Origin of the sequence: Micromonospora rubida (assembly GCF_009908295.1) — a bacterium.
GTDB lineage: Bacteria > Actinomycetota > Actinomycetes > Mycobacteriales > Micromonosporaceae > Micromonospora > Micromonospora rubida.
This window is the reverse complement of sequence record NZ_JAAALO010000006.1, coordinates 325,699-350,119: the sequence shown is the minus strand read 5'-3', so window position 1 is coordinate 350,119 and position 24,421 is coordinate 325,699. Positions and strand designations below refer to the sequence as shown.

Sequence of the window (24,421 nt, the reverse complement as noted above, 5' to 3'; positions counted from 1 at the left end):
CCGTACCTTAAAGCCGTCGGACGCCGCGCCGCCCGCCGGCCCGTATCGTCGACCGCCATCCCGGCGCTGCCGCCCCGGCCCCGGCGCCGGCCGATCCCCTGGCGTCGACGCCCGGCTCACCCGCAGTGCTCGAAGGGGCTGCCGTAGCCGACCCCGCCGACCGCGCCGCCCCACCGCACGCAGGTCCGGTCCGCGTCCGCCCGGACGGGCCCGGCGTAGTACGCGAAGGAGCCGCTGTCGGTGCTGCGGGCCTTCCCCTTCACCTCCAGGTACGCCGACACGGCCGACTTGACGCCGACGGCGGTGTCCTTGAGCGTCACCACGCAGTTCCGGCCGGTCGACGCCTGGTAGAGCAGGAACACCCGGCCCCGCCGGACCCTGTCCGAGCCGGTGAGGGTGGCCGTGTCGATCACCTGGTACCCGCTGCCGCAGGCCTGCGCCGCGGTGTACGGGTTCGGCTTCGGCGGGGCGGCCGTGGTCGGCGCGGTGGTGGCGCTCGCGGCGCCGGAGGGGCGGGCCGTGGCCCCGTCGCCGGCCGAGCGGGTCGGCCGGGCGGAGGCGCTGGGGCGGGCGGACCCGGACGGCGTGGTCGGGTCGGCGGCACCGGTCGCGCCGGGCCGCGCCGGGCGTGCCGACCCGGTGCCGTCCGGCGCGGGCGTGGCGGACGCCGAGCCGACGGTCAGAGCCGTCCGCTGCTCGGGTCGCACCGGGTCCCCGTCCGGCCACAGCGTCGTCACGGCGACCACGGCGGCCAGCACCGCGACCACCGCGCCGGCGACCCCGGCCAGGGCGAGCCGCCGGTTCCGGCGCGGCCGCCCGGCCGGATCCTCGCGGGTGGGTGCCGGGTCGGCTTCCGCCCGGCTGGGCCCGCCGGGCATGGGGGCGGAACCAGCCGGGTACGGGCTCGGGCCGCCCGGCGGCGGAGCCCCGTCGACGGGCCGGGCTTCCGGGCTCGCGGGCCGGGCCGGCGACCAGGCTGGCCACGGGACCGGCCCACCACCGGGCGGCGGGGCCGGCGGGCGGGTCGACGGGGTCGGCGTGCCGGACTGTGGGGTCGGCGGGGCCGGCGGGAAGGGCGGCGGGGTCGGCGTGCCGGGCCGGACGGCGGGGTTGTCGGGCTGCCGGGCCGGCCCGACGGACCACGGCACCGGATGCCCGGGCCTGGGTGCCGCCACCGGATCGGCCGCGCCGGGTCCTTCCACTGGGCGGGCCGGGCCGGGTTCCTTCCCCGAACGGGCCGCGCCGGCTTCTCCCGTTGTCCAGGCCGGCCCGGAAACAGCCCGGGCTGGGGCCTGGGCTGGGGCCTGGGCGGGAATGGGAGCAGGCTGGGCTGGGCCGGGAACAGGCGGCGCCAGTGCCTGATCCTGTGCCTGTGCCTGTGCCGGGACGGGATGAGCCGGGGCGGGGACCGCCCAGGGCGGGCGGGCCGAGACCGGGAAACGGGTCAGGGTCGCCTCTCGGGCCTGTTCCGCCGCGGCGGCCAGCTCCGCCGCGCTGGCGTACCGGTCGGCCGGGCGTTTCGCCACCGCCCGGGCGACCAGCTCGACCACCGCTGCCGGGGTGTCCGGCGGCAGCGGCTCCGGCTCGTCCTGGGCCTGCCGCAGCGCCACCTGCAACGGGTTCTCGCCGTCGAACGGCGGCCTGCCGGCCAGGCAGTAGTACGCGACCGCGCCGAGGGCGTAGATGTCGGAGGACGCCGACACCGGCTGCCCGGTGGCCTGCTCCGGAGACATGTACGACGCGGTGCCGAGCACCATGTGCGCGGCGGTGATGCCGGCCGTGCTCCGGGACCGGGCGATGCCGAAGTCGACCAGCACCACCGTGCCGTCCCGCTTGACCAGCAGGTTCCCCGGCTTGACGTCGCGGTGCACGATCCCGCCGGTGTGCGCGGCGTGCAGCGCCCCCGCCGCCTGCGCCACCACCGACATGGTCGACGCCGCATCCAGCCGCCCGGCGCGGCGCAGCCAGACCACCAGCGACTCGCCGTCGACGTACTCCATCACCAGGTAGCTCACCCGGCTGCCGTCGTCGAGGACGGCCTGCCCGACGTCGTGCACGGCGACGATGCCCGGGTGCCTCAGCGCGGCCATCATCCGGGCCTCGGCCTGGAACCGGGTGGTGAACTCCGGATCGTCGCCCAGCGACGGCAGCAACACCTTGACCGCCACCTCGCGGTCGAGCAGCGTGTCGGTGCCCCGCCAGACGGCCCCCATGCCCCCGGTCGCGACGCGCTCGTCGAGCCGGTACCGGCCGTTGAGCACCACCCCTTGAGTCAACACCGCGTCACCGTACCGGCGGCGCCGACCACGGTCACCCACCGCCCGCCGAGGCCAGTCACGGTCCCCGGGCGGAGCGTCGGGCCGTCCGGGGCCGCGGCCGACTACGCTTGCGGGGTTCGTCACAGGGGACTTCAGCGGCGAGGGGAGACGCGGCATGGCGTGGAGCTGGCGGTACGAGGGCGCGAGCGGCGAGTCGACCGAGGGGTCGACGGAGACGTTCGGGAGCCAGGCGGACGCCGAGTCGTGGATCGGTCAGGCCTGGCGGGAGCTCGCGGCGTCCGGCGTCACCTCGGTCGCGCTCGTCGAGGACGACCGGGTGGACTACCGGATGAGTCTGCAGCCCCCGGCCGAGTGATGGTGTCGGACCGTCCGGGCGGCGGCGAGCCGCTCGTGCTCGGCGTACCCCGGGCGGCGTTCCGGCCCAGCCCGGTGTTCCTGGCGTTGGTCGCGCTGTTCGTGACCAGCGCCGTGCTGACCTGGAACCGGATCGGCAACGTCCGGTTCGACGTGTTCCTGCTCGTCGTCTCGGGTTGGCTGGTGTCGCTCTGCCTGCACGAGTACGCCCACGCCGTGGTCGCCTACCGGGCCGGGGACCGCAGCGTCGCGCACCGGGGTTACCTGACGCTCAACCCGTTCAAGTACACCCACCCCCTGCTGTCGATCGTGCTGCCGGTGGTGGTGGTGCTGCTCGGCGGGATCGGCCTGCCCGGCGGCGCGGTGTGGGTGGACCGGCACGCCATCCCGGGGCGGCTGCGGCACACCCTGGTCAGCCTCGCCGGCCCGGCCACCAACGTGCTGTTCACCCTGATGCTGGTGGCCGTGCTGCGGATCGGGTTCGGCGGTGATGGGCCGGTGGAGTTCTGGGCCGGGCTGGCGCTGCTGGCGTTCCTCCAGCTCACCGCCAGCGTGCTGAACCTGCTGCCGGTGCCCGGCCTGGACGGCGGCAACATGATCCAGCCGTGGCTGAACCCCCAGTGGCGGCGGATGTACGACCTGTTCGCCCCGTACGGGTTCATCCTGCTCTTCGCGCTGCTGTGGAACCCGCGCATCGGCGGCTGGTTCTTCGACGCGGTCTTCGCCGTGGCGGACCTGCTCGGCCTGCCCCCGTGGCTCTACGCCGCCGGCCTGGAGCTGATCCGCTTCTGGCGCGGCTGATCCGGGTCCGGCCGGCACATTCGCGCCGGCCGGACCCGAGGGTCACGGCCGTTGGGGCGGGGACTGGGTCTTCGCCGGGTCACGCTCGACGATCGGGTCGAAGATGTCGTCGATCGCCTTCAGCAGGGCCTCGTCCAGCTTCACGCCGGCCGCCTTGACGTTGTCGCGCACCTGCTCCGGGCGGGACGCGCCGATGATCGCCGAGGAGACGTTCGGGTTCTGCAGCACCCAGGCGATGGCGAGCTGCGGCATGGTCAGCCCGGCCTGCTCGGCCAGCGGCTTGAGCTGCTGCACCCGGGTCAGCACGTCGTCGGTGAGGAACTTGGCGATGAAGCTCGCCCCGGACTTCTCGTCGGTGGCGCGGGAGCCGGCCGGCGGCGGCTGGCCCGGCAGGTACTTGCCGGAGAGCGCGCCCTGGGCCATCGGCGACCAGACGATCTGCCCGAGGCCCAGCTCCTCGCTGGTCGGGACGACCTCGGTCTCGATGACCCGCCACAGGATCGAGTACTGCGGCTGGTTGGAGACCAGCGGGATGCGCAGCTCGCGGGCGAGCCGGTGGGCCTCGCGGATCTCCGACGCCCGCCACTCGGAGACGCCGATGTAGTGCGCCTTGCCGGAGTGCACGACGTCGGCGAAGGCCTCCATCGTCTCCTCCAGCGGCGTGCTGTGGTCGTACCGGTGGGCCTGGTAGAGGTCCACGTAGTCGGTCTGCAACCGGCGCAGCGAGCCGTTGATCGACTCCATGATGTGCTTGCGGGACAGGCCGCGGTCGTTGCGGCCCGGGCCGGTCGGCCAGTAGACCTTGGTGAAGATCTCCAGACCCTCGCGGCGCTCGCCCTTGAGGGCCCGCCCGAGCACCGCCTCGGCCTTCGTGCCGGCGTACACGTCGGCGGTGTCGAAGGTGGTGATGCCCGTCTCCAGCGCGGCCCGGACGCAGGCGGTCGCCGCGTCCTCCTCGACCTGCGAGCCGTGGGTGATCCAGTTGCCGTACGAGATCTCGCTGACCATCAGGCCCGAGCGGCCCAGGTGTCGGAATTTCATGCTCCGACCCTAGCCCGGTCGGGATCAGGGTCACCTGCCGGCGGGCCGGCGCACTGGCGCACCGGCACGGGTCACAGCAGCGGGCTGGTATCGGCCAGGAGCCGGTCGATCTGCTCGATCACCTGGTCCCGGCTCGGGTGCACCGGGTCGAGCAACGGCTCGCCCCGCCGGTCGAGCGCGCCCCAGCGGCCGGCGCCGTCGCCGACCAGGAACGCGACCGGGTGCACGACCAGTGCGGGGTGCGTCGGCGCCACGACCATCCGGCCGGTGCGGTCCACCACCCCGCGTCGGCCGTTCAGCTCCACCACGGCCAGGCCCTCGTCGGTGAAGCCGTCGACGTAGCGTCCGTCGGCGAGCGCCGTGGTGAGGCCGTGGTACCGGGTCGGCACGACCATCGCGCCGTCCCGGTCGACGGCTCCCCAGCCGCCGTCGACCCGGACCGCCGCCACGCCGCGCCGGAACGGTCGTACGTCGTCGAAGCCCGGCGGGATCACCACCGTGTTGGACGGGGTGATCGCCATCCAGTCGCCGGTGCCGTCCATCGACACCCAGGCCAGGCCGTCGGAGAACGATCCGGCCGCGCGGTAGCCGTTGTTCGCCTGGATCAGGGTGCGCCCGGCCTCGTCGATCAGCGCCCAGCGGGCCCCCTCCGGGCGGCGTACCCAGGCCATCCCCTCCCGGAACGGCTGCACCTCGGCGTAGTCGGTGCCGACGATCAGGTTGCCGTCGGCGTCGGCGTACCCCCACCGGTCCAGGTCCTCGTCGTACGTGGGCACCGGCGGCCGGCCGGTGTGCAGGATCTCGTCCCGACCGCGCGGATACGGGCCGAAGCCGTCCCGGCCAGCCCGCTCGGCGACCGCGTCGAGGGCCACCCGGGTCCGGCCGGTCAGCTCGGCGTCGGCCGCCCGGTGCAGGTCCAGCGCCCGCTCGAAGTGGTGACACGCCTCGATCAGCCGGCCCTGGTCGTAGCTGCACCGCCCGGCGTGCTCGTGCAGGGCCGCGCGCAGCCGGTCGGGCAGCTCGGTCGAGTTGGCCTCGGCGAACAGCCGGTCGGCCTCGGCGAACTCGCCCCGCCAGCGCAGCACGTGGGCCAGCCGAGCCCGCGCCAGCGCGGTCCGCCGAAACTCGCCGGTGCTCTCGGCGTACGTCAGGGCGAGCCGGGCGTCGTCGAGCGCGTCGTCCAGGTCGCCGAGGATCCGGGACGCGACGGCCCGCAGGCTGAGCAGCCGGGCCCGGGACCGGTTGTCCAGGGCGACGGCCAGCTTGGCGGTGAGCCCGTCCCGCACCGCACGCAACCGCTCCGGGGCGTCGGTCTCCTCCCGCAGGGTCTCCGGGTGCAGGCGCCACCGCAACGCCGCGAGCGTCTGCTCCGGGTCAGCGGCCCCGGCCGCCCCGTCGGCCGGGGCGGCGCCCCGCCGGTCCTGCCCGGGCCGCGCCTCCACCCCGGGGACGGACCCTGGCCCGGCGGGCGACACCGGCCGCCCGGGCGGCCCGGAGACGGGGTACGCCGGCACCCCTGACACGGGGTACGCCGGCAGCCCGGAGACCGGCCGCGCCGGTGGCCCCGAGACGGGTTGTGCCGGTGGTCCCGAGACCGGCCGCGCCGGTGGCCCCGAGACGGGTTGTGCGGGTGGCCCCGAGACGGGTTGTGCCGGTGGCGCGGAGACGGGACGCGTCGGCTGCTCCGGCGTCGGGGGTGCCGACACCGGTGCCGCCGCAGCCCCGCCCCCCGGCGCGGAAGCCGGTCCCTCCTCCGCCGGCACCGCGACGGACGAGGTTCCCGAGGTGGCCGTCGCGGCCGGCGGGCGGGCCGCGTCCGGGGTCGACGGCTCGGGGGCCGGCGGCGCGGGATTGCTCGGTCGGAACCAGGCGTCCGAGTGGTCCGGTGCGGGCGCGGGAGCGCGTGGAGGACCGGTCGACACCGGGGCGTCGGGGCGGTCCGGCGGCGGTACGGGCCGCGCCGTGGGGGAGTCGGCCGTGGTCACGGTGTCCTGCGGCGCGGGGACGGTCACAGCCGACGACAGCTCGTCAACGCGCTGTCTGCCGGGCTGCCCGACCTCCTGCCGCGTCGGCGGCGTCTCCTCAATGGCCCCGACACGCGGCCCGTCGGTTTCGCCGAGACCGTCGCTGTCCACGCCGGCGTTGTCCGACCCGTCGACGCCCGTCGGGCTGGCGTCCGGCTCGGCGGGCCGTGGATCGGCTGTGCCCGAATCCGGCTCGATCAGCGGCCCAGGGGTGACCTGGACCGCAGGCAGCGGCTCCGGGACCGCAGGCAGCGGGACGATCGACTCCTCGGCGGGCTCCGGCTGGCGCGGGACCGGCCGTGCTTCCGCACGCTCGGCGGGGCTGACGTCCTCGGTTCGCCGGGGCGACGGCAACTCGGCCGCGTCCGGCGTCCCGGCACCGGCATCCGGCTCTGCGGCCCCGGGTGCCGGGCTGGGGTCGGCGGGTGCCCGGGCGGCCGGGAGGTGATCTGCCGGGGTGGGCGGCACTGACCCGGCAACATCCACCGGCACGGATTCGCCGGCCGCCGCGTCCATCGCGTCTGGCGTGTCCGTTGCGTTCGCCGCGTCCGCTGCTGGCGGCGGGTCGGCGCGCGGGGCGGATCCCACCAGTGGTTCGTCCTGCTGTGCGGGTGCGGATGTGCGCTGGACCGGCTCGGGGGCCGGCAGGAACTCCAGTCGAAGCCGGGGCGCTGGCGGCCCGGAGACCGGCTCGACCGGACCAGGGGACGCCGCGCCCCCGGGCGGCCCGGAGACGGGCCGTACCGGTGGCGCAGGCAGGCTGGGTGGCCCGGATGCCGGTGGCGCGGGCGGCCCGGATGCCGGCACGACGGACGTCGGGCCCGTGGCCGCCTGGGTGGCGGGCGGCGGGGAAACCGGTGCCACCGGCTGCGCGGGGACGGGCGGCGCGGGTGGACCGGATACCGGCGGGCCGGATACGGGGGCACCGGCAACCGGCATGCCTCGTGCCGGCCATTCGGGACCGAGCGTGCCGGGAGCCGACGGCCCGGCCAGCGGCGGCCCAGAGGTCGGAGGACCCGAGACGGGCCGCTCCGGAACAGGCTGTCCGGCCACGGGCGGACCCGCCACCACCCGGTCCGGCTCCGGCGGGCCCGAGACCGGCCGGCCCGGAACACCGGAGACCGGAACACCGGAGACCGGGACGGCCGAGACGGGCGCGTCGGTCGTGGGCGGGGTGCGGTGCTCGTCCTGCGATGCGCCGGCGGCAGGCTCGACCGGTGGCCGGTGCGGTGCGGCCGGCCGGTGCGGCGGTGGGCCGAGCCGGGGAGCGTCGCTGGGCCGCTGCTCGGTGGTCGGGCGCTCGGCCGGTCGGTCCGGGTGGACCGGGTGGACCGGATCCGGCCCGGGCCGGCGTGCGGCCGGCTGGTCGGCGTCGGGTACGGGCCGGACCGGGGCTTCGGTCGGGTGCCCGGCGAACCGCCGGTCGTCGCGGAGCGGCTGCGTGCCCCGTTCGTCGCGAGGCGGCGGGGCGGGCCGTTCGTCGCGGGGCGCAGGGGCGGGCCGTTCGTCGCGGGTGGGCGGAACGGGCCGGTTCTCGCGGGCCGGCGGGGTGTCCCGGTCGACCGGTGCGGGGCGTCCGTACCGGTCGGTGGTGGACCGCGCGTCGGGCCGGCCTTCGGCCGGTCCGTCCGGGCGGTGCAGGTCGCCCCGGGCGGCGTCCGCGAACCAGGGGTCCTGTCGTGTGCCGTCGACCTGTCCCGCGCGTTCGACCTGTCCCGCGCGTTCGACCGGCCGTGTGCCGTCGACCGGCCGCGCCTCGGGGCGGGCCGGGCCGGTCGGGCTGGCGTCGGGGCGAGGAGCGTCGCCGGGGCGCGTGGGTCCCCGATCCGGGCCGGGCATCCGGCCGAGGTCCGGCCGTAGGTGACCGGGCTCCGGCCAGGGCAGACCACCGTCGCGGGCCGGCGACGGCCGACCGGTCGGGTGGCGGTACGGCTCCGCCCACGAGGCGGCCTCCCGGCTGGCGTCCCGGTGAGGTTGCCCGTCCCGATCGACGGGGCGGTGCGGCGTCCCGGCAGCGGGTCGGCCGGCGTCCGGCTGGCCGACGCCGGGCCGCCCGGCATTCCGCGGCCCGTCCACGGGCACCGGCCCGTCCACGGGCCGCGCGGGCCGCGCGGGGCCGGTTCCGGGCGGGGCCGTCCGGCTGTCGCGGTCCGGGGCCGTCCGGCTGTCGCGGTCCGAAGCCGTCCGGTCGTCGCGGTCCGAAGCCGTCCGGTCGTCGCGGTCGAGGCTGGTCCGGCCGTCGCGGTCCTGGCTCGGGCGGTCGTCGCGGTCCAGGGTGGGCCGGTGACGGTCCGGCCAGCCGGGACGGTCGGGTCCGGGCCGCTCGGAACCGCTTCGGTCGCCGGTCGTCCGGTCGTGGGGGCGGTGCGGGCGCTCCTCCGGCTCGGGCAACCACCCCGGCTCCGGCCGGTGTGCGGGGGACACCGGCGCCGCCGCCCCGGGTGGGGGAGTCCGCCGGCCGGGGTCGGCGGGGTGCCGCTGGTCGTACCGGTCACCGTGCCAGCCGGCCGCCGGGTCGCGATCCACCGTCCACTCGGGCCGGCGCGGCTCGTGGCGCGGGGGCCGGTCCGGATCGGGCCGCAGCGGGTACGCCTCGACCGGTCCCCGGTCCGCCGGATGCTGGTCGCGGCGCCACCTGCTGTCGTCGCGGCCCTGGTGGCCGTACCGGTCGTGGTCCGTCGCCTCGGGCCGGCGGTCCTCGCCCCGCAGGCCGTACCCGCGCTCGTGGTGTTCTGCGGCCCCGGCGCCGCGCGGGCGCCACGCCTGTTCGCGCTCGTCGCGGCCGTGCCGGTCGGGATCCCGCTCGTCGCGGCCCCGGCGGTCGTGCCCGTCGTGGTCGGTCGGTCCAGGGTGGCGGTCGGTGGGGCCGGGACGGCGGTCGGCCGGTCCAGGGTGGCGGTCGGTGGGGCCGGGACGGCGGTCGGTCGGGGTGGGGTGGCGGTCGGTCGGGGCGGGGCGGCGGTCGTCCCCGCCCTGCCGCTGCTGGTCGCCGTGCGTCGGGGGCCGTTCCTCGCGCGCCGGCGGCCGGGTGTCGTACCCGGCAGTGCGGTCGTCGACGGGGGTGGCGTGGTCCCGGGCCGGGCCGGCCCAGGCCGGGCGCGCGTCGGGCCGGCGCGGCTCGGCCGGGCCCGCGCGGCGGTCGTCCCAGCTGCGCCGGGCGTGGCCGCCCGGGGCGGGGACCTCCAAGGGGTACGCCCCGTCGCGCCCGCCCGGCGCGGGGCTCGCCGGTCCGGGGTCGGGGGCGGGGCTGACCGGCCGCGCCTCGGCCCGGCCGACGACGGCGGCCCGGCCACGGTGCTGGGGCGGCAGGTGCGGCAGGTGTCGCAGCCCGATGTCGCCGGGGTAGCGCTGCCCCGGGAACTGCGGCTGCCACTCCGAGGTCGGCTCGAAGACCCAGGACGGTTCGGCCGGGTCCCGCCAGCGGTCGTAGAAGTCGCCGCTCATCGCAAGGCCTCGTCGCCGCTCGCGTGGCGAGCCCCGGCGCCCGGCTCGCGTCGCTCGCTCACGGCGATGTCACCTCGCGTTGGAAATTGTCGCGCTGGGCGCCCCGCCCGCCGGTAAAGTCGTCCGGTCCGGCATGGCGTGGCTGCGGAAGGAGGGTAACGGCGTGGGCTCTGTCACCGCCACTGTGGCACCGCCCACCGCGTCAAACGTTATCCTATGGTTTCGGACATTCGGGGCGATAGCGGGATCGGGATTCCGACGATACGCCACGTACCGCCAGGCGGCGGTGGCCGGAGCCGTCACCAACACCGTCTTCGGGTTCCTGCGCTGCTACCTCCTGCTCGCCGTGGCGGGCGCGGCCGGCAGCGTCGCCGGGTACGACCGGGCGCAGCTCGCCACCTTCGTCTGGGCCGGGCAGGGCCTGTTGGCGGTGATCCTGTTCTGGGGCTGGACCGACCTGGCCGACCGGATCCGCACCGGAGAGGTGGCCAGCGACCTGCTGCGGCCGGTGCACCCGGTGACCAGTTACCTCGCCACCGACCTGGGCCGGGCGGGCTGGGCCGGCGTGTCCCGGCTGCTGCCGCCGGTGCTGGTGGGCCCGCTCTTCTTCGACGTCCACCTGCCCGCCCGCTGGCAGACCGTGCCGCTGTTCGTGGCCTCCGTGCTGCTCGCGGTGGTGCTCAGCTTCGGCTGCCGGTACCTGGTCAACGCCACCGCCTACTGGCTTGAGGACGTCCGGGGGCCGCAGATCCTCTGGACCCTCGCCTCGGGCGCGTTCGCCGGGCTCTACTTCCCGCTGCCCTTCCTGCCCGACGCGCTGTACCTGGCGTTGCAGTTCGGCACCCCGTTCCCGAGCCTGTTGCAGATCCCGCTCGACGTGCTGGTCGAGCGGGATTCGACGGCCACCCAGGTCGGGCTGGTCGCGGTGCAGGCCGGCTGGACGGTGGCGGCCCTCGCGCTGTGCCGGCTGGTGCAGCGCCGAGCCGAGCGACGGCTGGTGGTGCAGGGTGGCTGAGCGGGGCGTGCTGCCCCGGCAGCGGCCACCGGGGCGTCCCCGGCCGCCGTCCGGCCGGCTGGCCGCGTACTGGGCGCTGCTCGGGGCGCAGGCCCGGTCCCAGGCCGCGTACCGGACGTCGTTCGTGGTGGACCTGGTCGGCAACGTCGGGGCCACCGTCCTCGACGTGATCACCGTGCTGGTGATCTTCGGGGTGACCCGGGAGCTGGGCGGGTTCACCTTCCGCGAGACGCTGCTGATGGTGGGCCTGTCCGCCTGCGCGTTCGCCATCGCCGACCTGCTGGTCGGCAACGTCGAGCGGCTGCCCCGGTACGTGCGCACCGGCCTGTTCGACGCCGTGCTGCTCCGGCCGCTCGGCGCGCTGCCCCAGCTCCTGCTGATGGACCTGCCGCTGCGCAAGCTGTCCCGGGCGGTCTTCGGGCTGGCCGTGCTGGTGGTGGCGGTCGGCTCGGCGGGGATCGACTGGACCCCGGGCCGGGTGGCGCTGGTGCTCATCGCCCCGCTGGCCGGGGTGGTCTTCTTCGGCTCGGTCTTCGTGGCCACCGCCACCGTCTCGTTCTACTGGACCGAGTCGGGGGAGCTGGCCAACTCGATCACCTACGGCGGCAAGGACTTCACCTCGTACCCGGTCACGGTCTTCGACGGCTGGTTCCGCGCGGCCTTCGCGTACGGGATGGGGTTCGCCTTCGTCAGCTATCAGCCGGCGCTGGCGCTGCTCGGCCGCGCCGACCCGCTCGGCCTGCCGGCCTGGGCCGGCTGGGCCGCTCCGGCGGTCGCGCTGGTCGCCGCCGCGCTCGCCGCCACCGCCTGGCGCGTCGGGGTCCGCCACTACCGGAGTACGGGGTCATGAGCGTCATCGAGGCACGGTACCTGCGCAAGGAGTTCACGGTCCGGGTGAAGGCGGGGCGGCTGCGCCGCGTCAAGCGCACCGTCGCCGCGGTCGACGGGGTCGACCTGCTCGTCGAGCGGGGCGAGATGCTCGGCTACATCGGCCCGAACGGCGCCGGCAAGTCCACCACCCTGAAGATGCTCACCGGCGTGCTCACCCCCACCTCCGGCGAGGTACGCGTCTGCGGCCTGCGCCCGGTGCCCGAGCGCACCCGGCTGGCGTTGCGCATCGGGGTGGTCTTCGGCCAGCGTTCCCAGCTCTGGTGGGACCTGCCGCTGCGGGACTCGTTCGACCTGCTCCGGCACGTCTACCGGGTGCCGGCCGACGCACACGCCGCCCGGCTGCGCCGCTGCCGCGACCTGCTCGACCTGGACGGCTTCCTGGACACCCCGGTCCGGCAGCTCTCCCTCGGCCAGCGGATGCGCGGCGAGCTGACCGCCGCCCTGCTGCACGGCCCGGAGGTGCTCTTCCTCGACGAGCCGACCATCGGGCTGGACGTGGTGAGCAAGCAGGCCGTCCGGGGCTTCCTGGGCGAGCTGGGCCGGGTCGGCGACACCACCCTGGTGCTCACCACCCACGACCTGGCCGACATCGAGCGGCTGTGCCGGCGGCTCGTGGTGATCGACCACGGCCGGGTGGTGCACGACGGCACGATCGCCGCCCTGCACGACCGGTACGGCTCGCGTCGTCTCGTCGTCGCCGACCTGGACGCGGCCCTGCCGGAGCCGCCGGAGCTGCCCGGCGCCCCGCTGCGTGGCGTGGAGGCCGACGGGCACCGGCTGGTCTTCGCGTTGGAGTCGACGGGCGCCGCCGAGGTGGTGGCCGCCCTGGCCGGGCTGGCCACCCTGCGCGACATCTCGATCGTCGAGCCGGACATCGAGGAGGTCGTCGCCCGGCTCTACGGCCGGGGGGAGGGGCCCCTCGTCGACGCCTCCGGGGCGGCACCGTGACAGCCGCCCCGGCAGACGCAGACGCAGGCGCGGGCGCAGGCGCAGGCGCAGGCGCGGGCCAGACCGGCGCAGGCCAGACCGGCGCAGCCGCAGTTCAGACCGGGGCGGGCGCGGGTCAGACCGGGTCGCCGACCTTGACCCGGGGCTCCGGTGCGCGCATCCGGCGGAAGGTGATCGACCGCATGATCGCGTACAGGTAGAGCGAGCCCATCCGCTCGCCGCTGGTCGGGAGGCGCTCCTGGACCAGCTTCTTGATCTTGCGGCTGATCAGGATCGAGTCGATCACCACGCCGAGGGCGAGCACGCCCCAGAGGATGTTCGAGATCAGCCGGACGATCGGCGGCATCGCCTGGTTCGAGCCGAGCAGCACGATCAGCGCCCCGCCGAAGAACCAGGTGCCCACCGTGCGGCGGGAGTCGACCACGTTACGGGCCAGCAGCTTCGCCGGGCCGCGGTCGCGGGGGCCGCCCTCGCGGCGGAACTCGGCCGACGACTCGGCGCGCAACCGCCGCCGCCGCTCCCGGGCCTCATCCTTGCTCAGCGGCTTGGTCGGGCCGGCCGGCCGGCGGCCGGCGACGGGCCGCTTCGGCGTCTCCCGCCCCAGTTCCTTCTTGCTCGGGGTGTAGCTCCGGCGAACGGACGCGGACGCCTCGTCGGGCGTCACCGAGGTGACGGACTCGTCGACGGGGGCGGAGGACTTGCGGCGAAACGGCGACAGCACCAGGAAAGGGTAGCCAAGCGTCCGCGCCCGGTGCACATCGCGGTGCACCGGGCGCGGAACGAGAGTGAGCGAGGTTACGGTCGAACCCGGCAGCGAGCCCGATTACGGCCGCTCGACGTGGGCGCCCAGGTCGGCCAGCTTGGCCTCGAAGTCCTCGTAGCCCCGGTTGATCAGGTCGACGCCGTACACCCGGGAGGTGCCCTCGGCGGCGAGCGCGGCGATCAGGTGGCTGAACCCGGCGCGCAGGTCCGGGATGACCAGGTCGGCCGCGTGCAGCTTGCTCGGGCCGGCGATCACCGCGGAGTGCTTGAAGTTGCGCCGGCCGAACCGGCACGGGGTGCCGCCGAGGCAGTCGCGGTAGACCTGGATGTTGGCGCCCATCGTGTTCAGCGCCTCGGTGTAGCCGAGCCGCTGCTCGTACACCGTCTCGTGGACGATCGACAGGCCCCGGGCCTGGGTCAGCGCCACGACGAGGGGCTGCTGCCAGTCGGTCATGAAGCCGGGGTGCACGTCGGTCTCCAGCGCCACGGCGTTCAGCTCGCCGCCCGGGTGCCAGAACCGGATGCCGCCCTCCTGGCCCGGGTCGCCCAGCTTCGGCGGCCGGGAGTCGGTCACCTCGTACTCGCCGCCGACCGAACGGAAGATGTTCAGGAAGGTCATCATGTCGGCCTGCTGCGCGCCGAGCACCTCGACGTGGCCGCGGGTGGCCAGCGCCGCCGCCGCCCAGCTCGCCGCCTCGATCCGGTCCGGGATCGGCCGGTGGGTGTAGCCGTGCAGCTTCGGCACGCCCTGGATCTCGATCACCCGGTCGGTGTGGACCTTGATGATCGCGCCCATCTTCTGCAGGATGCAGATCAGGTCGATGATCTCCGGCTCGACCGCGGCGTTGCGCAGCTCCGTGACGCCCTCGGCCATCACGGCGGTGAGCAGCACCTGCTCGGTCGCGCCGACGCTCGGGTACGGCAGGGCGAACTTGGTGCCGTGCAGCCCGTTCGGGGCGGACAGGTGCAGCCCCTCCGGGGTCTTGTCGACCGTGGCGCCGAACTCGCGCAGTGCCTGGAGGTGGAAGTCGATCGGGCGCGGCCCGATGTGGCAGCCGCCCAGGTCCGGGATGAACGCGTGGCCGAGCCGGTGCAGCAGCGGCCCGCAGAACAGGATCGGGATGCGGCTGGAGCCGGCGTGCACGTTGATCTGGTCGGTGCTGGCGCTCTCGACGTTGGCCGGGTCGAAGACCAGCTCACCGGTCTCCGCGCCGTCGGTGACCTTGACCCCGTGCAGGCCGAGCAGCCCGCGGACCACCTCGACGTCGCGGATGCGCGGCACGTCGAACAGTCGGCTGGGGCTGTCGCCCAGCAGGGCGGCGACCATCGCCTTGGAAACCAGGTTCTTCGCGCCGCGCACGCGGATCCGCCCTTCCAGCGGAGTACCTCCGTGTACGACCAGGACGTCGTCGGTCAACGCAACCTCCAGCGCGTCGGGTGCTGCAGTGTTTGTCATGATGCGGGAGTTTTCGGTGGTACCCGCGATGCGGCCGGCGGTAAACGGATCCGCGCGTGTCGTCGCCCCGGCAGCATAGCCCTCGGTGACCAGAGTGGATGCGGTCACATCGCCCCCGAGGGCATGAAACGGGGTGTCACGTGCGCAAACGCACCCAAAATGTCACGCAGGGTGTTCAGGTTGTCGGCGCTGCGGGGTCGGCGGCGGGGAGGGCCAGCATCTGGTCCAGCGCCACCCTGGCGTGATGCGCGGTGTCCGGGTCCACCGTGATCTGGTTCACCACCCGGCCGGCCACCAGCTCCTCCAGCGCCCACACCAGGTGCGGCAGGTCGATCCGGTTCATCGTCGAGCAGTAGCAGACCGCCTTGTCCAGGAACATGATCTGCTTGTCCGGATGGGCCAGCGCCAGCCGGCGTACGAGGTTCAGCTCGGTGCCGATCGCCCACGCCGAGCCGGCCGGGGCGGCCTCGACGGCCTTGATGATGTACTCCGTCGAGCCCACGAAGTCGGCGGCGGTGACCACCTCGTGCCGGCACTCCGGGTGCACCAGCACGTTCACCCCCGGCACCCGCTCGCGGACGTCGTTGACGCTGTCCAGGGTGAACCGGCCGTGCACCGAGCAGTGCCCGCGCCACAGGATCATCTTCGCGTCGCGGAGCTGCTCGGCGGTGAGCCCGCCGTTCGGCTTGTGCGGGTTGTAGAGCACGCAGTCGTCGAGCGAGAAGCCCATCTCCAGCACGGCGGTGTTGCGGCCCAGGTGCTGGTCGGGCAGGAACAGCACCTTCGAACCCTGCCCGTACGCCCAGTCCAGCGCCCGCCTGGCGTTGGACGAGGTGCAGACCACGCCGCCGTTGCGGCCGACGAAGCCCTTGATGTCCGCCGAGGAGTTCATGTACGTCACCGGAACGGTGTCCTGCGCCACGCCCAGCTCGGTCAGCACGTCCCAGGCGGTCTCGACCTGGGACAGCACCGCCATGTCCGCCATCGAGCAGCCGGCGGCCAGGTCGGGCAGCACCACCTTCTGGCTGCCGGTGGTGAGGATGTCGGCGCTCTCGGCCATGAAGTGCACGCCGCAGAAGACGATGTACTCCGCGTCCGGCCGGGCCGCCGCCTCCCGGGCCAGCTTGAACGAGTCGCCGGTCACGTCGGCGAACTGGATCACCTCGTCGCGCTGGTAGTGGTGGCCCAGCACGAAGACCTTGTCGCCCAGCGCCGCCTTCGCCGCCGCGGCTCGGGCCACCAGGTCGGGGTCGCTTGGCGCCGGCAGGTCGCCCGGACATTCCACGCCACGCTCGGTGGCCGGGTCGCTGCCCCGGCCGAGCAGCAACAGGGCCGTCGCGGTGTCAGAGGGTTCCGCCCAGGTCAAAGTCACGCCCTCATGGTTCCACAGTTGGGAGAAGGCGGCTCGTAGCGGTGTGGGCCGCCGCACTGCCTCGCGCGATGAGCCCTGCCACACTGCTCGGCATGCGCGTGCTGCTCTGTCCCGACAAGTTCGCTGGCACGCTGCCGGCTCAGGAGGTCGCCGCGGCGGTGGCCGAGGGCTGGCGGGAAGTGGCCGGTGGGGACGACCTGCTCATTCGCCCCCTCGCCGACGGCGGCCCCGGCTTCGTCGCCGTCCTCGCCGAGGCGCTCGGCGGGCGCCGGGTGCCGGTGTCGACCGTCGATCCGCTCGGCCGGCCGACCGACGGTGAGATCCTGCTCACCGACGACGGCACGGCGTACCTGGAGAGCGCCCAGGCCTGCGGCCTGCACCTGCTCGCCGCCGCCGAGCGCGACCCGAAGGACACCACCTCGTACGGGCTCGGCGCGCTGGTCACCGCCGCTGTGGAGCACGGCGCCCGGACGGTGGTGATCGGGCTCGGCGGTTCGGGCACCAACGACGGCGGGGCCGGCCTGCTCACCGCGCTCGGCGTCACCGCGCTCGACGAGACCGGCCGGGCCCTGCCGTACGGCGGGGCGGCGCTGGCCGGGATCGCCGGGCTGGACGGCGCGCCCCGGCTGCGCGGCGCCACCCTGGTCGCCGCCACCGACGTGGACAACCCGCTGCTCGGGCTGCACGGTGCCAGCAGCGTCTACGGCCCGCAGAAGGGCGCGACCCGTTCCGACGTGCTGCTGCTCGACGCTGCGCTGGAGCGCTTCGCCGACGTGCTGGAGCGGGACCTGCCCGGCTGCCCGGCGGGCCTCGGCGCGCTGCCCGGCGGCGGTGCGGCCGGCGGCCTCGGCGCGGCGATCCTGGCCCTCGGCGGCCGGTGCGAGTCCGGCATCGGCCTGGTCACCGAGGCCATCGGGCTGTCCGCCGCGCTCGACGCGGTCGATCTGGTGGTCACCGGGGAGGGCTCCTTCGACCACCAGTCGCTGCGCGGCAAGGTGGTCGCCGGGGTGGCCGGGGCAGCCCGGGACCGGGGGGTGCCCTGTGTGGTGCTGGCGGGGCAGGTGAGCACCGGGCGGCGCGAGGCCGCCTCGGCCGGGGTCACCGACGCGTACAGCCTGGTGGAGCACTTCGGCGGGGAGGAGCGCGGCGGGCTGGACGCGGCGCTCAGCCGCCCGGCGGAGGGGCTGCGCCAGCTCGGCGCCCGCCTGGCCCGCCAATGGAGCCGCTGAGCCGGGGCCTGACCCGCCCCTGATCCGGGCCCGGATCACGTCGGCCGGGTGGTCCGGGCCGGGGCGGCGTACCATCGGGTCTGCGACCACATCGGGAATCACTGGACGACGCGAGACGTTGGCCAGTGCGTCCAGACCCAGACCGCGCAGGGAGATTTCCACGTGACCACGCCAGCGCAGACCGAGTCGACCGAGTCGACCGAGGCCCCTACTTCCATCGTCCTCACCGACGTCGCGGCGCAGAAGGTCAAGGCCCTGATCGAGCAGGAGGGCCGCGACGACCTGCGGCTCCGGGTGGCGGTGCAGCCGGGCGGCTGCTCCGGCCTTCGGTATCAGCTCTTCTTCGACGAGCGCTCGCTCGACGGTGACGTCGTCACCGACTACGACGGCGTCGAGGTCGTGGTCGACCGGATGAGCGCCCCCTACCTGTCGGGTGCCACGATCGACTTCGCCGACCGGATCGACGCCCAGGGCTTCACCATCGACAACCCGAACGCGGGTAGCTCCTGCGCCTGCGGCGACTCGTTCAGCTGATCGACGCCCCTCGGCCGATGCGGCGGGGCCGCCCCCGACCCGGGGTGGCCCCGCTGTCTTTTTTGTCGGACGGCCTCACCCTCCGCAGCCGCCCACGGGTGACGTCGCGGTGGGCAGACCAGGGCAGATCCGTTCCCCGGCGGACGCCGGCCGGCCGGCCGGCGACGCGCTGTCGAGCAGAACATGAACGATCTCTCTCCGACCCGGGGCCACGACGCCGGACCGCCCGGTAGGCTGACCCGCGCCGTGCTCCCGACCACGAGGGTTGATATGAAGATCGCCGTGACCGGCTCGATCGCGACCGACCACCTGATGAGCTTCCCCGGCCGGTTCGCCGACCAGCTCATCGCCGACCAGCTCGACAAGGTCTCGCTGTCCTTCCTCGTGGACGACCTGGTGCTGCGCCGGGGCGGGGTGGCCGCCAACATCGCCTTCGGCATGGGGCAGCTCGGCCTGAGCCCGATCCTGCTCGGCGCGGTCGGCGCCGACTTCGCCGACTACCGCTCCTGGCTGGAGCGGCACGGCGTCGACTGCGACTCGGTGCACGTCAGCGAGGTGGCGCACACCGCCCGGTTCGTCTGCACCACCGACACCGACATGTGCCAGATCGCATCCTTCTATGCGGGCGCGATGAGTGAGGCACGCAACATCGAGCTGGCCCCGGTCGCGAAGCGGCTCGGCGGGCTCGACCTCGTGCTGGTCGGCGCCAACGACCCCGCCGCGATGCTGCGGCACTCCGCCGAGTGCCGCGAGCGCGGGTACGCCTTCGTCGCCGACCCGTCCCAGCAGCTCGCCCGGATGGGCGGCGACGACGTGGTGGGCCTGATCGACGGCGCCGACTACCTGATGACCAACGAGTACGAGAAGTCGCTGCTACAGAGCAAGGCCGGCCTCACCGACGCGCAGCTGCTGGACCGGGTGAAGGTCCGGGTGACCACGCTGGGCAGCAACGGCGCGGAGATCGCCGGCCGGGACTTCGACACCATCCACGTGCCGATCGCCCGGGAGACCAAGGCGATCGACCCCACCGGCGTCGGGGACGGCTTCCGGGCCGGCTTCTTCGCCGCGCTCTCCTGGGGCCTTGGTCTGGAGCGGTCCGCCCAGGTCGGCTCCCTGCTGGCCACCCTGGTGCTGGAGACCGTCGGCACCCAGGAGTACGAGGTGCGCCACGACCTGTTCGTCAAGCGACTCGCCGAGTCGTACGGCGACGTCGCCGCCGAGGACGTCCGGCCGCACCTGCTGCCGTAGGCCCGTCAACGCCCGGGGTGCCGGGCTGCCCGGCGCGGGCACGCGGTGATCGTCTGCGGCTGAGCGGCACGACACGCCGGGACAGTTGCCGCTCAGCCGCAGACGATCAAGAGAAGGTCAGGGCTGTCACGAGGCGCGCGGCAACGCCAGCCAGCCCTGCCAGGTGATGTCGCGGCCCAGGTAGCGGGGCTGCTGGAAGGGCCAGTCGGCGGCGATCCACTGCGGCACCAGCGCGTCGAGCGCCCGCTCCACCTCGCCGCCGACAAGGTCGTCCACCACCCACCAGGAGACCTCGCCGTCGGAGCCGGTGCGCTCGGGCGGGTCGATGTAGACGCAGCCGAGGATCGCCGTCTCCTCCTCGTCCAGCAGCGCGTAGTTGAACGACTGGTGGGCGGCTATCTCCTCCTCGTGCCGCAGCAGGTCGATGCGGTCCTCTTCGTAGGTCATCGTCTCCCGGGGCCAGGCCCAGGCCGGGCCGAAGATCTCCCACAGGCGCTCACGAGAGCCCATGACGGCGGGGTAGTCGAGTGCGGTGTCCGCCTCCCGGATCGGCCGCAGGTGAAGCGCGGTGTCGGGCACGGGCACGTGGACGGGGTGGACGAAGTCGTCGGGCAGCCAACTCATAGGGGCCGAGGCTACAACCGCGTTGCCGGGACGCGCCGACGCCGCCTTCGCCGGCCACCCGCCCGGCTCCGCGCCTTTCTCCCATAGCTGCCGTGCCCGAGTGCGGCCGTAGCCGCACACCCGCACCCCGTACTGCCGGGGCCAGCCGGAAGGTCCACGCCGCGCTGGAACTTGTCGTCGACCGAATACAGCACACTGATCAACCCGCCGGGCACCTCGATCTGCCCGTCCCGCAGAAGATCAGCCGAATCGTCGGGGGCCGGCGCCTCGTGGAAGACCTCGATCCGCACGTCGATGCCGACGAGGTCGGTTACCACGTGCACCATCACCGCGTTCGCCGCCCAGCCGACGACCTCACGGCTCGCGGCGGAGATCGCCGTGGCGAGGTTCTCCGACTCCTCGCACGTCGGATCGTGGAACCCGAACATGCGGTAGTTGGCACCGACCACCATGTGCCAGACCAGACCAGACCCGCCCCCGACCCCATGGCATCTCGTCCCGCCTGAGCGGAGATCGGGTAGATCTTGGAAGATTTCGGCCCCTGGAAGGGCCGTTTGCTTCCAAGATCTACCAGTTCGGGGTGGCCTCAGCGGCGAGCGGGGGGCGAGCGGGGGGCGAGCGGGGGCGAGCGGGGTGAGCCGGTCGATCGCGGGCTGGTCGGCCCCGCAGGCCCGCAGGATGTTCGCGATGTCCTCGGGGAACTGCTGGTAGCGGCCGGTCTCCATATGGCCGAGCTCCGGCTTGCCGATGCCGGTGCTGGCCGCGAGTTCGGTCAGCGCCATCGGCGACTCGCGTCGATAGCGGCCCAGCTCCGCCCCGATCAGCCAGCGCAGCGCGGAAGGGTCCGTTCGTGGTGCCATCAGCCTTACCCGACGGACCCGACTGACCCGACGACCGAGCTGCTTGGCACGCCCGAGGAGTTCCAGCGGATGCTCGTCGATCTGGTGACTGATTTCGCGCCTCGGCGGTTCGCGATCTGCGAGGAGTACGGCGACCGGGTCGACGGCGGGGTCTTCGCCTGGGGCATGGCGTTCACCGACGGCGCGCTGCTCTGCGACGACGGGCGGGCCTCGACCGGGCGCTTCCCGAACGCCGAGAGCGCGCTGCGGCTCTTCGCCCGCGCCGGTCGTCAGCTCCGGTTGATCTGGATCGACGTCCCGAGCGCGTGAGGCGCGGGTCGCGGGACGGCTCCGTGGGTGTGACGGCTCAGTGGGGTGCGGCGGCTAGGCCTGTGTCGGAGTCCCACCCTTCGGTGGCAACGATGTGCGCGGTTGGCGTCGGGGTGCACCGCTGCCTGCCGTGGCATGATCGTCTGCGGATTTGTGAGACGACACGCCGGGCGGATTCTCCAAAATCAGCAGACGATCATGAAGCCCCACCCCAGGGGGCGGGGCGGGAACGCCGACGCTGACGTCGTCGCCGACCCGCGGGCAACCCCGCAGCGCCCCTTTGCTCTGCCGCCCCCGGCGCAACGCTCGCGAAGCGTGACGATTCTGCCGCCTCTCGTGCCCGGCCCGGCACCCGACCCGAAGCGACCGCGCGACGCTGGTGCTGGTGTTGCACGGCGGTGCTGGTGTTGCAGGCAGATGCTGGTGTTGCGGTGGCGGCAGCAGAGCAAAGGGGGCGAGGTGGCACTACCCGCCCGGCACCCCAGCCGCTCGGACGGCCGGACCGCTGCACACCTCACCCGCCCACCCGAAACGGCCAGGGCCTACAAAATGATCAGGGTTTTCGCCGCAGTTCATCGATCAAGCCGCAGCTACCGCACTTACCCCCGTGACGGTGGATGTCGCTACAGGGCCAAGTGGCTCGCGGGACGGCTCAGCGGGTGCGGCGGCTCAGTGGGTGCGGCGGACGTCGTAGCCGGGGCCCTCGGCTTGCGCGGCGACGAACTCCTGGCCCCGCATCCGGCACCAGGCCGGGATGTCGAGCGCCGCCGCCGGATCGTCGGCGAGGACCCGAAGCACCGCACCGACAGGCAGCTCGGGCAGCCGCCGGGCCAGCCCGATCACGGGCAGCGGGCAGCGCTGCCCCCGACAGTCCAGTACCTCGGCGGGGTCGGTCGGTGCCGCCGGCCGGGTCACCTCGTCCGGCCCGGTCACAGCCCCACCGCCCCCGCCTCGGCGCGCAGTCCCGCGACGATCCCGGGCAGCTCGGCGAGGAACCGTTCCACCTGCGCCCCGGTCGTCTCCCGGTGCAGTGACACCCGCACGTTGCCGTGCGAGAGCGCCCCCATCGCCTCCAGCACGTGCGACGGCCGCAGCGTCGACGACGTGCAGGACGATCCCGAGGAGACCGCGAACCCCCGGCGGTCCAGCGCATGCAGCAGCGCCTCGCCGTCGACGTACAGGCAGGAGAAGGTGACCAGGTGGGGGAGCCGGTCGACCGGGTCGCCGACCACCTCCACGTCCGGCACCTCGGCCGCCACCCGGGCCCGGATCCGGTCCACCAGCGGGGCCAGCCGGGCCGCCTCGGCCGCCGCGTCGGCCGCCGCCGCGCGCAGGCTCGCCGCCGCCGCCACCACCGCGGGCAGGTTCACCACCCCGGGGGTACGCCCCGACTCCCGCTCGTCGGCCGGCCACGGCGACTCCCACCGGGTGCCCTTGCGCACCACCAGCAGCCCGACGCCGGGCGGGCCGCCCCACTTGTGCGCGCTGGCGGTCAGCACCGACCAGCCGCCCGGCACCGGGGCCCGCCCGACGAGCTGGGCCGCGTCGACGTACAGCGGCACCCCGGCGGCGGCGCACGCGGCGGCGGCCTCGGCCACCGGCTGCACGGTGCCCACCTCGTGACTGGCCCCGATCAGGGCGGCGAGGGCCACCCCCGGGGCGGCGACCGCCACGGACCAGGCGTCCGGGTCGACCCGGCCGAGCCGGTCCACCGGCACGCTGGTCGCCGTGCCGCCCGCGGCGACGTGCCACTCGGCGGCGTGCAGCACGGCCGAGTGCTCGATCGCCGAGTGCACCAGCGTCCCGCCCGCCCGGCGCCGCCCGGCCAGGCCGCCGAGCACCGCCGAGTGCGCCGCGGTCGTACCGCTGGGGGTGAAGGACAGCTCGTCGGCGCGGACACCGAGCGTGTCCGCGGCGGCCTCGCGGGCGGCGTCGAGCAACTGCCGGGCGCGGCGGGCCTGCGTGTAGAGCCTGGCCGGGTCGGCCCAGCCGTCTTCGAGGGCGGCCAGCAGGGCCTGCCGGGCGACCGGATGCAGCGGGGCGGCGGTGGCCGCGTCCAGGTAGACCGGGGGTGCGCTCACGGCCCCGACGGTATCGTGCCGGTATGGTCAAGATCCCCCCGATGGGGGCGGACCTTGACCCCAACACGGTCAGGCCCGTCATGGTCGAGTAATCTGCGACCGTCGGTGACGCCTTTGCCGCTGGTCGGGGACAACAACCACCGCGGCGCGCTAGGGAGGCAGGACCAGGTGGTCGCAAGGAGTTCGGAGGTACGGCAGTCCGCCGTACGGCACAGCGCTTCTCCGGGAGTCGGTGGACGCCGGCGGCGTGGTGCTGGTCGGCTCGCCGGGCTCGGTCTTGGCGGCGCGGCGCTGCTGGTCCTGCTCACGGGCTGCGACGTCGGCAAGACGTTCGGCGGCTTCGGCTGGCCGCAGGGTGGCATCACGCCCGAGGCGCACCGGATGTACGACCTGTGGATCGCGTCCTGCATCGCGGCGCTCGCGGTCGGCGTGTTCGTCTGGGGCCTGATCTTCTGGTGCGTGGTGCGCTACCGGAAGCGGGGCAACGAGCTGCCGGTGCAGACCCGCTACAACATGCCGATGGAGTTCCTCTACACGATCGCCCCGATCCTGATCGTGTCGGTGCTCTTCTACTACACGGCGGTCGTGCAGACCGACGTGACGAAGACGACGAAGAACCCGGACATCACGGTCGAGGTCGTCGCCTTCAAGTGGAACTGGCAGTTCAACTACCGCGACGGCCAGGGCAAGGACGCGAACACGGTCGCGTCGGTGCTCGGCACCAGCGAGGTCATCCCGATCCTGGTCCTGCCGACCGGCCGGTCCGTCCGGTTCGAGGAGACCAGCAAGGACGTCATCCACTCCTTCTGGGTGCCGGAGATGCTGTTCAAGCGGGACGTCATGCCGGGCAACATCCGCAACGTCTTCGAGGTCTCCAGCCTCGACGCCGAGGGCGCGTACGTCGGTCGCTGCGCCGAGCTGTGCGGCACCTACCACGCGTTCATGAACTTCGAGCTGCGGGTCGTCTCGCCGGAGCAGTACGACCAGTTCCTGGCCGCGAAGCGGGACGGCAAGTCGACGCAGGAGGCGCTCACCGCGATCGGTGAGGACCCGTACGCCTCCAAGACGCGGCCGTTCGACACGCGGCGCGGCACGGCCAACTTCAACCCCGACGACGTTGCCGCCGGCGCGGGAAGCTGAGGGAGCGGG

At 74.4% G+C, this 24,421-nt stretch carries 21 protein-coding genes and 1 pseudogene; 12 read left to right on the top strand and 10 right to left on the bottom strand.

The features are described 5' to 3' along the window. Positions 1-1,460 precede the first annotated feature (1,460 nt). Positions 1,461-2,279 (bottom strand): annotated as a pseudogene (locus GVV04_RS23420) (serine/threonine-protein kinase); the annotation flags it as partial. Between the two features lie 154 nt (positions 2,280-2,433). On the opposite strand from GVV04_RS23420, the gene GVV04_RS23415 reads away from it, so the two are divergent. Further along, the gene (locus tag GVV04_RS23415; RefSeq protein ID WP_161690410.1) at positions 2,434-2,634 is read left to right on the top strand and encodes a hypothetical protein; all 201 of its coding nucleotides are present in this window, start codon (positions 2,434-2,436) and stop codon (positions 2,632-2,634) included. Next, a complete protein-coding gene (locus GVV04_RS23410) occupies positions 2,634-3,434 on the top strand; it encodes a site-2 protease family protein (RefSeq protein WP_161690408.1) in 801 nt (266 codons plus the stop codon). Before GVV04_RS23415 ends, GVV04_RS23410 begins: the two co-directional genes overlap by 1 nt. A 42-nt stretch (positions 3,435-3,476) precedes the next feature. Here GVV04_RS23410 and GVV04_RS23405 read toward each other — a convergent pair whose 3' ends face one another. Both GVV04_RS23405 and GVV04_RS34490 read right to left on the bottom strand, forming a co-directional pair. Continuing rightward, positions 3,477-4,475 carry an aldo/keto reductase family protein gene (locus tag GVV04_RS23405; RefSeq protein ID WP_161690406.1) on the bottom strand — a complete coding sequence of 333 codons (999 nt, stop codon included), beginning with the start codon at positions 4,473-4,475 and terminating at the stop codon, positions 3,477-3,479. A 71-nt stretch (positions 4,476-4,546) separates the two neighbouring features. Then, positions 4,547-6,181: a WG repeat-containing protein gene (locus GVV04_RS34490; protein ID WP_161690607.1), complete on the bottom strand. Its 1,635-nt coding sequence runs from the start codon at positions 6,179-6,181 to the stop codon at positions 4,547-4,549. A 1,497-nt stretch (positions 6,182-7,678) separates the two neighbouring features. Here GVV04_RS34490 and GVV04_RS32310 point away from each other — a divergent pair. From GVV04_RS32310 to GVV04_RS23385, 5 genes are all read left to right on the top strand, one after another. Next, entirely contained in the window at positions 7,679-8,359 is a 681-nt protein-coding gene (locus GVV04_RS32310; protein ID WP_201754072.1) for a hypothetical protein, read from the top strand. 612 nt (positions 8,360-8,971) lie between these two features. Further along, complete coding sequence (locus GVV04_RS32305; protein ID WP_201754071.1) at positions 8,972-10,060, top strand: hypothetical protein; 1,089 nt, start codon at positions 8,972-8,974, stop codon at positions 10,058-10,060. Positions 10,061-10,106: 46 nt separating this feature from the next. After that, positions 10,107-10,958 carry an ABC transporter permease gene (locus GVV04_RS23395; protein WP_161690404.1) on the top strand — a complete coding sequence of 284 codons (852 nt, stop codon included), beginning with the start codon at positions 10,107-10,109 and terminating at the stop codon, positions 10,956-10,958. Then, positions 10,951-11,808 (top strand): ABC transporter permease, encoded by an 858-nt coding sequence (locus GVV04_RS23390; RefSeq protein ID WP_161690403.1) that lies wholly within the window; start codon positions 10,951-10,953, stop codon positions 11,806-11,808. Before GVV04_RS23395 ends, GVV04_RS23390 begins: the two co-directional genes overlap by 8 nt. Next, positions 11,805-12,797, top strand: coding sequence for an ABC transporter ATP-binding protein (locus GVV04_RS23385; protein ID WP_161690401.1), 993 nt, complete (start codon positions 11,805-11,807; stop codon positions 12,795-12,797). The genes GVV04_RS23390 and GVV04_RS23385 overlap by 4 nt, the downstream gene beginning before the upstream one ends. A 115-nt stretch (positions 12,798-12,912) precedes the next feature. On the opposite strand, the gene GVV04_RS23380 is transcribed toward GVV04_RS23385, so the two are convergent. The 3 genes from GVV04_RS23380 to nadA form a co-directional block, all read right to left on the bottom strand. Then, positions 12,913-13,515, bottom strand: a complete 603-nt coding sequence (locus GVV04_RS23380; RefSeq protein ID WP_161690605.1) for a DUF3043 domain-containing protein — start codon at positions 13,513-13,515, stop codon at positions 12,913-12,915. A gap of 105 nt (positions 13,516-13,620) precedes the next feature. Beyond that, entirely contained in the window at positions 13,621-15,015 is a 1,395-nt protein-coding gene (murA, locus tag GVV04_RS23375) for a UDP-N-acetylglucosamine 1-carboxyvinyltransferase (protein ID WP_235966725.1), read from the bottom strand. A gap of 175 nt (positions 15,016-15,190) precedes the next feature. Beyond that, on the bottom strand, positions 15,191-16,387 hold the full coding sequence (gene nadA, locus GVV04_RS23370; RefSeq protein ID WP_161690399.1) for a quinolinate synthase NadA: 1,197 nt from the start codon (positions 16,385-16,387) through the stop codon (positions 15,191-15,193). Positions 16,388-16,455: 68 nt separating this feature from the next. Here nadA and GVV04_RS23365 point away from each other — a divergent pair, with 68 nt between their 5' ends. The 3 genes from GVV04_RS23365 to GVV04_RS23355 all read left to right on the top strand — a co-directional run bounded on the left by GVV04_RS23365 (position 16,456) and on the right by GVV04_RS23355 (position 19,398). Further along, positions 16,456-17,616 (top strand): glycerate kinase family protein, encoded by a 1,161-nt coding sequence (locus GVV04_RS23365; RefSeq protein ID WP_201753964.1) that lies wholly within the window; start codon positions 16,456-16,458, stop codon positions 17,614-17,616. Between the two features lie 162 nt (positions 17,617-17,778). Continuing rightward, positions 17,779-18,150, top strand: coding sequence for an iron-sulfur cluster insertion protein ErpA (gene erpA / locus GVV04_RS23360; RefSeq protein WP_161690397.1), 372 nt, complete (start codon positions 17,779-17,781; stop codon positions 18,148-18,150). 270 nt (positions 18,151-18,420) lie between these two features. Then, a complete protein-coding gene (locus GVV04_RS23355; RefSeq protein ID WP_161690395.1) occupies positions 18,421-19,398 on the top strand; it encodes a carbohydrate kinase family protein in 978 nt (325 codons plus the stop codon). 126 nt (positions 19,399-19,524) lie between these two features. Here GVV04_RS23355 and GVV04_RS23350 read toward each other — a convergent pair whose 3' ends face one another. After that, positions 19,525-20,022: a GNAT family N-acetyltransferase gene (locus tag GVV04_RS23350; protein ID WP_161690393.1), complete on the bottom strand. Its 498-nt coding sequence runs from the start codon at positions 20,020-20,022 to the stop codon at positions 19,525-19,527. A gap of 11 nt (positions 20,023-20,033) precedes the next feature. After that, the gene (locus tag GVV04_RS23345; RefSeq protein WP_161690391.1) at positions 20,034-20,882 is read right to left on the bottom strand and encodes a helix-turn-helix domain-containing protein; all 849 of its coding nucleotides are present in this window, start codon (positions 20,880-20,882) and stop codon (positions 20,034-20,036) included. 69 nt (positions 20,883-20,951) lie between these two features. Here GVV04_RS23345 and GVV04_RS23340 point away from each other — a divergent pair, with 69 nt between their 5' ends. Next, on the top strand, positions 20,952-21,191 hold the full coding sequence (locus tag GVV04_RS23340; protein ID WP_161690389.1) for a hypothetical protein: 240 nt from the start codon (positions 20,952-20,954) through the stop codon (positions 21,189-21,191). 669 nt (positions 21,192-21,860) lie between these two features. On the opposite strand, the gene GVV04_RS23335 is transcribed toward GVV04_RS23340, so the two are convergent. Together GVV04_RS23335 and GVV04_RS23330 are read right to left on the bottom strand one after the other, a co-directional pair. Next, positions 21,861-22,124 carry a sulfurtransferase TusA family protein gene (locus GVV04_RS23335; protein WP_328822525.1) on the bottom strand — a complete coding sequence of 88 codons (264 nt, stop codon included), beginning with the start codon at positions 22,122-22,124 and terminating at the stop codon, positions 21,861-21,863. Continuing rightward, a complete protein-coding gene (locus tag GVV04_RS23330) occupies positions 22,121-23,272 on the bottom strand; it encodes a cysteine desulfurase family protein (RefSeq protein ID WP_161690387.1) in 1,152 nt (383 codons plus the stop codon). The genes GVV04_RS23335 and GVV04_RS23330 overlap by 4 nt, the downstream gene beginning before the upstream one ends. A 168-nt stretch (positions 23,273-23,440) precedes the next feature. Between GVV04_RS23330 and ctaC the strand changes: the two genes are divergently transcribed. After that, complete coding sequence (gene ctaC / locus GVV04_RS23325; RefSeq protein ID WP_161690597.1) at positions 23,441-24,412, top strand: aa3-type cytochrome oxidase subunit II; 972 nt, start codon at positions 23,441-23,443, stop codon at positions 24,410-24,412. Positions 24,413-24,421 lie beyond the last annotated feature (9 nt).

Coding starts and splice junctions, on each gene's coding strand:
- GVV04_RS23415 (WP_161690410.1), top strand. CDS start 2,434: ATGGCGTGGAGCTGGCGGTACGAGGGCGCGAGCGGCGAGTCGACCGAG.
- GVV04_RS23410 (WP_161690408.1), top strand. CDS start 2,634: ATGGTGTCGGACCGTCCGGGCGGCGGCGAGCCGCTCGTGCTCGGCGTA.
- GVV04_RS23405 (WP_161690406.1), bottom strand. CDS start 4,475: ATGAAATTCCGACACCTGGGCCGCTCGGGCCTGATGGTCAGCGAGATC.
- GVV04_RS23385 (WP_161690401.1), top strand. CDS start 11,805: ATGAGCGTCATCGAGGCACGGTACCTGCGCAAGGAGTTCACGGTCCGG.
- murA (WP_235966725.1), bottom strand. CDS start 15,015: ATGACAAACACTGCAGCACCCGACGCGCTGGAGGTTGCGTTGACCGAC.
- GVV04_RS23365 (WP_201753964.1), top strand. CDS start 16,456: ATGAGCCCTGCCACACTGCTCGGCATGCGCGTGCTGCTCTGTCCCGAC.
- GVV04_RS23355 (WP_161690395.1), top strand. CDS start 18,421: ATGAAGATCGCCGTGACCGGCTCGATCGCGACCGACCACCTGATGAGC.
- GVV04_RS23350 (WP_161690393.1), bottom strand. CDS start 20,022: ATGAGTTGGCTGCCCGACGACTTCGTCCACCCCGTCCACGTGCCCGTG.
- GVV04_RS23345 (WP_161690391.1), bottom strand. CDS start 20,882: ATGGCACCACGAACGGACCCTTCCGCGCTGCGCTGGCTGATCGGGGCG.
- GVV04_RS23340 (WP_161690389.1), top strand. CDS start 20,952: ATGCTCGTCGATCTGGTGACTGATTTCGCGCCTCGGCGGTTCGCGATC.